This window comes from Clostridium frigoris (assembly GCF_018861865.1).
GTDB classification, from domain to species: Bacteria; Bacillota; Clostridia; order Clostridiales; family Clostridiaceae; genus Clostridium_AD; species Clostridium_AD frigoris.
This window is the reverse complement of the sequence record NZ_JAHLDV010000097.1, coordinates 1-6,581: the sequence shown is the minus strand read 5'-3', so window position 1 is coordinate 6,581 and position 6,581 is coordinate 1. Positions and strand designations below refer to the sequence as shown.

5 protein-coding genes are annotated in these 6,581 nt (G+C 30.4%); 4 read left to right on the top strand and 1 reads right to left on the bottom strand.

From position 1 onward, the window contains the following. The first annotated feature begins 348 nt into the window (after positions 1–348). The 3 genes from pcrA (at position 349) to KPL37_RS18855 (ending at position 5,278) form a co-directional block, all read left to right on the top strand. Entirely contained in the window at positions 349–2,607 is a 2,259-nt protein-coding gene (pcrA, locus tag KPL37_RS18865) for a DNA helicase PcrA (protein WP_216151614.1), read from the top strand. A gap of 221 nt (positions 2,608–2,828) precedes the next feature. Beyond that, entirely contained in the window at positions 2,829–4,823 is a 1,995-nt protein-coding gene (gene ligA, locus KPL37_RS18860) for an NAD-dependent DNA ligase LigA (RefSeq protein WP_216151615.1), read from the top strand. 167 nt (positions 4,824–4,990) lie between these two features. After that, entirely contained in the window at positions 4,991–5,278 is a 288-nt protein-coding gene (locus KPL37_RS18855; protein WP_216151613.1) for an ArsR/SmtB family transcription factor, read from the top strand. Positions 5,279–5,307: 29 nt separating this feature from the next. On the opposite strand, the gene KPL37_RS18850 is transcribed toward KPL37_RS18855, so the two are convergent. Continuing rightward, complete coding sequence (locus KPL37_RS18850; RefSeq protein ID WP_216151612.1) at positions 5,308–6,096, bottom strand: HD-GYP domain-containing protein; 789 nt, start codon at positions 6,094–6,096, stop codon at positions 5,308–5,310. Between the two features lie 275 nt (positions 6,097–6,371). On the opposite strand from KPL37_RS18850, the gene KPL37_RS18845 reads away from it, so the two are divergent. Then, the coding region (locus tag KPL37_RS18845; RefSeq protein ID WP_216151611.1) for an ATP-binding cassette domain-containing protein at positions 6,372–6,581 on the top strand (210 nt) is incomplete at its 3' end.

Here is a 6,581-nt window from a genome sequence, read left to right as displayed (position 1 = left end):
TGATTACAGCTCTGAAAGAGATGATTACAGCTCTGAAAGAGATGATTACAGCTCTGAAAGAGATGATTACAGCTCTGAAAGAGATGATTACAGCTCTGAAAGAGATGATTAGCGTGCATGGATTTACATATAAAGAGGGACGGTTAATGTATATTCACTCGTTTTGACTAACGATGAAAGAGTGGTATAAGTTAATCGTCTATATTTTTTATAGTGGTTAAGTTCTTGCACAATGTGATATAATTATAGGTATATTTATGCCTTAAGGTGGAGTGGTAAAAAAGTTAGATGCATCTAAAATAATATTAGATGTAACTAGTATTAATATAATATATGAGGAGTGGTTTCATGGATTTAAAAAGTTTGTTAAATAAAGAGCAATGTGAGGCTGCAATTACAGTTGAGGGTCCATTGTTAATACTTGCGGGTGCAGGCTCTGGAAAAACTAGAGTTTTGACTTATAGAATTGCACACATGATTCAAGATTTAAACATATATCCATCACAAATTTTATCTATAACATTTACTAATAAAGCAGCGGGTGAAATGAAGGATAGGGTAAGGTCGCTTGTAGGTAATATAGCAGATAACATGTGGATTTCTACATTCCATTCTAGTTGTGTTAGAATCCTAAGACGGGAAATAGATAAAATAGGATATAATAAAAATTTTACTATATATGATAGCTATGATCAAAAAAGTTTAATTAAACAGTGCATGAAGGAAATTGATATAAATGATAAAGATCTAACAGATTCAGAAATTTTAAACAAAATATCAAGTGCTAAAAATGAACTTATTTCTGCTGCTAAATTTAAAAAAGAAAATGAGAGTGATTATAGAAAAAATAAAGTAGCAGATGTATATCTTCTTTATCAAAAAAAGTTAAAGGGCAATAATGCGTTAGATTTTGATGATCTTATATTTAAAGCTGTTGAACTCTTAAAAAATAATAAGGATGTTTTGGATTTTTATCATTCAAAATTCAAGTATATTATGGTGGATGAGTATCAAGACACAAATAAAGCACAGTATGAACTTATAAAGCTTTTAGTAGATAAGACTGAAAATATATGTGTAGTTGGGGACGATGACCAATGCATTTATGCATGGAGAGGTGCAGATGTCACTAATATTTTAGATTTTGAAAAAGATTACCCAAAAGCAAAAGTTGTAAAACTTGAGCAAAATTATAGATCAAATGGTAATATACTTAAAGCGGCTAATGAAGTCATAAAAAACAATTCACAAAGAAAAGATAAAGCACTTAGAACTGAAAAAGAAAATGGCGATAAAATTAATTTATATAGAGCCTTTACAGATAGAGACGAAGCAAACTTTGTATCAAATCAGATTAAAACAATTATGGCAGAGGGAAATAGAAGTTATAAAGACTTTGCAATTTTATATAGGATGAATTCTCAATCACGTATTTTTGAGGAAAGTTTCAGAAAACATTTAATCCCATACAAGATAGTTGGAGGATTAAAGTTTTATGATAGAAAAGAAATAAAGGATATAATGGCATATTTAAAGCTTATTAATAATCCCCTTGATGATATTGCCTTAAAGAGAATTATAAATGTACCCAAAAGAAATATAGGGGATGCAACTATTCAAAAGATTCAAGAATTTGCAAATGGAATAGATCAATGTTTATATAGTGCTATTTTAGATGTAGAGTATATACCTACACTTACAACTAGGAATAAATCATCTATAAGTAAATTTGTGAGTCTTATGAATAATTTTATGGCTAAAAATGAAGAGATTACAGTCTCTCAGCTTATTAAGACTATAATAGAAGATACAGGATATTTAAAGCAACTAGAAAACTCTAAAGAACCAGAAGATGAGAGTAGAGTTGAAAATATAAAAGAATTAGTATCAGATGCTGTAGAATTTGAAAGAACCTCAGAAGATAAATCACTCTTAACATTTTTAGAGGGGGTAAGCTTAGGCTCAACCACTGATGACCCTGATGAAACCATTGATACAACAGCAATGATGACGGTTCATAGTGCCAAAGGGTTAGAATTCCCAGTAGTATTTATGGTAGGTATGGAAAATGGAATATTTCCAGGTATGTCCTCCATTAATAACCCAACTGAAATGGAAGAATCAAGGCGTTTATGTTATGTTGCAATAACAAGGGCTGAAGAGAAACTCTATATAACTTCTGCAGAAAGTAGAATGGTATTTGGTAGAAATGTTTCATATCAACCATCTGATTTTATTAGTGAAATTTCTCCAGATTTAAAAGAAATTATCGGTGGTGCTAAAAATAGGACCTCGCAGGTTTTAAAGAGAAAAAACGCAAAGGATTTTCATAAATATAATCCGCATGGTCTGTTAAGTAAAACTGCGCCACAAGATTATGTATCAGCAACGTCACATGGAGACAATTCAGATCAGCAAGGTGTTAATAGTGGAAATAATATAAGTAATGAAGCTACAGTAGGCAGAAAAGTTAAACATACTAAATTTGGAATAGGTACTATTGTTTCCAAATCGAGTTCTAATGGTGATACATTGGTTTCGATAGCTTTTGATAATATGGGAATAAAAAAGTTGATATTAGATAAGGCACCACTAGAAATGTTATAAAGTTTGTTAAAATAAGACTAGTATTTTGATTGTTATTTATTTGAATGTAACTTTTGCATAGTGTATGCAATGGAGACGTTTTGGATAAAATAGCTAGTGAGAATGCTAGTCGTTTTATCTTATAAGTCGTTAATGCATCTTGTTCGAAGCTGTCGCAGCTACCAAGGAGATGATTTAACGACATTCAGAAGCTTCTAGAGGAATAGGTGAATAATGATATGATAAATGAAGAAGATAGAATTAATCAAATTAAAAATACAATTAATTACCATAGTGATAGATATTATAATCAGGACAATCCAGAAATATCGGATTATGAATACGATCAAATGATGTTAAAACTTAAAGAGATAGAAAAAGAGCATCCAGAACTTATTACTTTAGATTCTCCAACTCAAAGAGTAGGTGGAAGCGCTAAAAGAAAAGGTGGAGTACTCGTAAAACATAATGTTCCAATGCTCAGTTTGCAAGATGTATTTACAAAAGAAGAAGTCTACGCTTATGTAAATAAAATGATTGAAGAACTAGGCGATCCGACATTTGTTATTGAGCGTAAAATTGATGGTTTGTCAATGGCTCTGCGGTATGTAGATGGTAATTTAACAGTAGCGGTGACTAGGGGTGATGGAATTATCCAAGGCGAGGATGTCACTGAAAATGCTAAAGTAATTAAGGATGTTGCACGGAAACTTAAAGATGAAGTTCCATACCTTGAAATTCGTGGAGAAGTATATATGTCAAATGTCGCATTTGATAAAATTAATGAACAACAAGAGTTATTAGGAAAAAAGGTATTTGCAAATCCAAGGAACTGTGCAGCGGGTACATTAAGGCAGTTAGATAGTAAGATAACAAAAGAAAGAGGAATATCTCTATTCATTTTTAATATTCAAGATATTAAAGGAATAGAATTTAAAACACATACGCAGGGTTATGAATGGTTAAAAAAGCAGGGGATAAAGGTCATTGAGAATTATGTAAAATGTAAAACAGCTGATGAAGTGTGGAGTGCTATTCAAGATATCGGTGAGGAAAGAGGCACCTTAGCATACGATATTGACGGAGTTGTTATAAAAATTAATAATTTGCAAGATAGGAAAGAACTTGGAAATACTTCGAAAGTTCCGAAATGGGCTATAGCTTATAAATTTCCTCCAGAAGAAAAAGAAACGAAATTACTTGATATTGAAGTATCGGTAGGAAGAACAGGCAGAATTACTCCTACAGCAATATTTGAACCGATTCGTTTATGTGGAACATCTGTATCAAGAGCAATCCTTCACAACCAAGATTTTATCGATGATTTAGATATAAGGATTGGAGACATAATTGTAGTTTACAAGTCAGGAGAGATTATTCCAAAAATTAAGGCTGTAATGAAAGAAAAACGTATTGAGGGATTAAAGGAGTTTAAAATTCCTGAAATTTGTCCAGTTTGCGGCGCACCTACTGTTCGCGTAAAAGATACTGCTGACATCAAATGTATAAACCCTAACTGTTTGGCGCAATTAGAAAGACGCATCATTAATTTTGTCAGCAGGACTGCTATGGACATAAAAGGTTTTGGTAGTGCATATGTTAAGGAACTTATTCGTTTGAAATATATCAAAGATATTGCAGATGTATATTCCTTGTTTAATTATAGGGATGAACTTATAAAGCAAGGTATAATTGGAAAAGAAAAAAATACAGATAAGTTATTAGATGCTATAGAAAAGTCAAAGGGGAATGAAGCACATCTGCTACTTACAGGCCTTGGAATTCCTAATATTGGAAAGGTAGCAGCAAAAAGTATAATGAAACACTATAAATCAATTGAAGACTTACAAAACACGTCTTTAGAAGAGCTGCAAGATATTTCGGATATAGGTGAAATAAGTGGCTTATGTATATTGAAATTTTTTGAAGATAATAAAAATAGAGAAGTAATAAGTAGATTAAACGCTTATGGCGTTAATATGGCTGTAGAGGAAGTTAGTAAGGGTGATGATAAGTTTGATGGATTAACTTTTGTTGTAACTGGAACATTAGCTACAATAGGTAGAAGTGAGGCCACAGAAATGATAGAGAGCCATGGCGGAAAGGTATCGGGCTCCGTTTCTAAGAAAACAAGTTACGTGTTAGCAGGAGAGAATGCGGGAAGTAAACTTACCAAAGCAGAGAAGCTCGGAATTGCAGTTATATCTGAGGAAGAATTATTAAATATGATAAGATAAATAATACGCAAGATGAAAAGCAAAATAAGAAATAACATGTTAAATAATATTATAATTGATATGTTATTTTTTATTGGTATTAGTATTGATATTATTTATTATTTGTATCATAATATATGAATATAACAATATTAATATGAAAATACATTTAGAAAGAGGTAAATATTATGGAAAAGGATTATATGGAATATAATGAAATTGCAGAAATACTTAAAGTATTAGCGCATCCAGTAAGGTTATGTATTATTAATGGATTACTCGGAAAAGGAACATGTAATGTAAGTCACATGCAAGATTGTCTAGGAATTCCACAATCTACTTTATCCCAGCATTTACAAAAATTAAGAATGGCAAAATTAATTGTAGGCGAAAGAAATGGTCTAGAGATTAATTATAGGATTTGTAATGAAAAAGTCAGAGAATTAGTCGAGTTTCTTTTTAAAAATAAGGTTTAATATGCACATTCACTATTAAACCTTGTAAATTAATCTTTAGTAATATTAATGCTTTTAATAAAAATATCTACTAATTCGGGATTAAATTGTTTTCCTTTTTCTTCAATTAAAATTTTTAGTGCAATAGTTTTATTTAGGCCTTTTCTGTAAACTCTATCAGATGTAATAGCATCAAAGGTATCCGCTATAGAAATTATTTGGGAGCCAAAGGGTATTTCATTTCCTTTTAACCCATCAGGATAACCATTTCCATCCCATCTTTCATGATGATGACGAATTATAGTGCTTATTTCTGTAAATCCATCTATTTTAGCTATAACATTTGCACCTATAACTGGATGGGACTTCATTATCGCGTATTCTGAATCAGATAATTTGCCAGGATTTTTTAGAATAATATCAGGAACACCAATTTTCCCAAGATCATGAAAAGTAGCTGCAATTCTAACTTTATTTTTGATATCTTTTTTATTTTTGCCACAATTTAAGTTATTGCAAATCATAGACACATATTTTGAAACGTTTTTTGAATGTTCTCCTGTATAGAAGTCCTTAGCATCTACTAAAGCGGCCATTGCTTCAAAACCTGATAAATATGCATTTTCAAGGGTTGTTTCTATAGTATGATAGGCTTTGTTCATTTTAGAGTAAACAATTATTGAAAAAAATATATTTAGAATAAAGAATATTTGTACGAGTGATGGAAGTAACATATTGATTTTCCATATATAAAGCAGATAATAACTAAGTACCAAAAATATTATTATATTTACTGATATAATGAAGATTCCGCATATCTTGAAGAATTTATTGCTCATAATTACCTCCAAATTTTACAATATATAAAGTATTATATCATAATATATGAATGCAACGATATAAAAGTTCTATAATGTTTTAGAACTAGTTAAAGATGAAATAGTTATAGAAAATGATAATTATGATAAAATCTATTCTTGCAAGCTATTTGCATTATAACTTATAATATAAGCATGAATAACATCTTTATCAATAGTGTTAGCTTTGATTATTTCAAAACTAATATATTAATTTTTTGATAAAGTGACAAAATTATATAAACTGGAGGACAATTATGATTCAAATTAATAATTTATTTTTTTCTTATACAAGTGGCACACCATATATTCTTAATGATATTAGTTTAACTATAAATAACGGAGAGTACCTATCAATATTAGGTGATAACGGCTGCGGTAAAAGTACCCTTGTAAAATTAATACTAAAATTTTTATCTCCTACCAAAGGTTCTATAGTAAATGCCGATAAGAATATTGGCTATGTG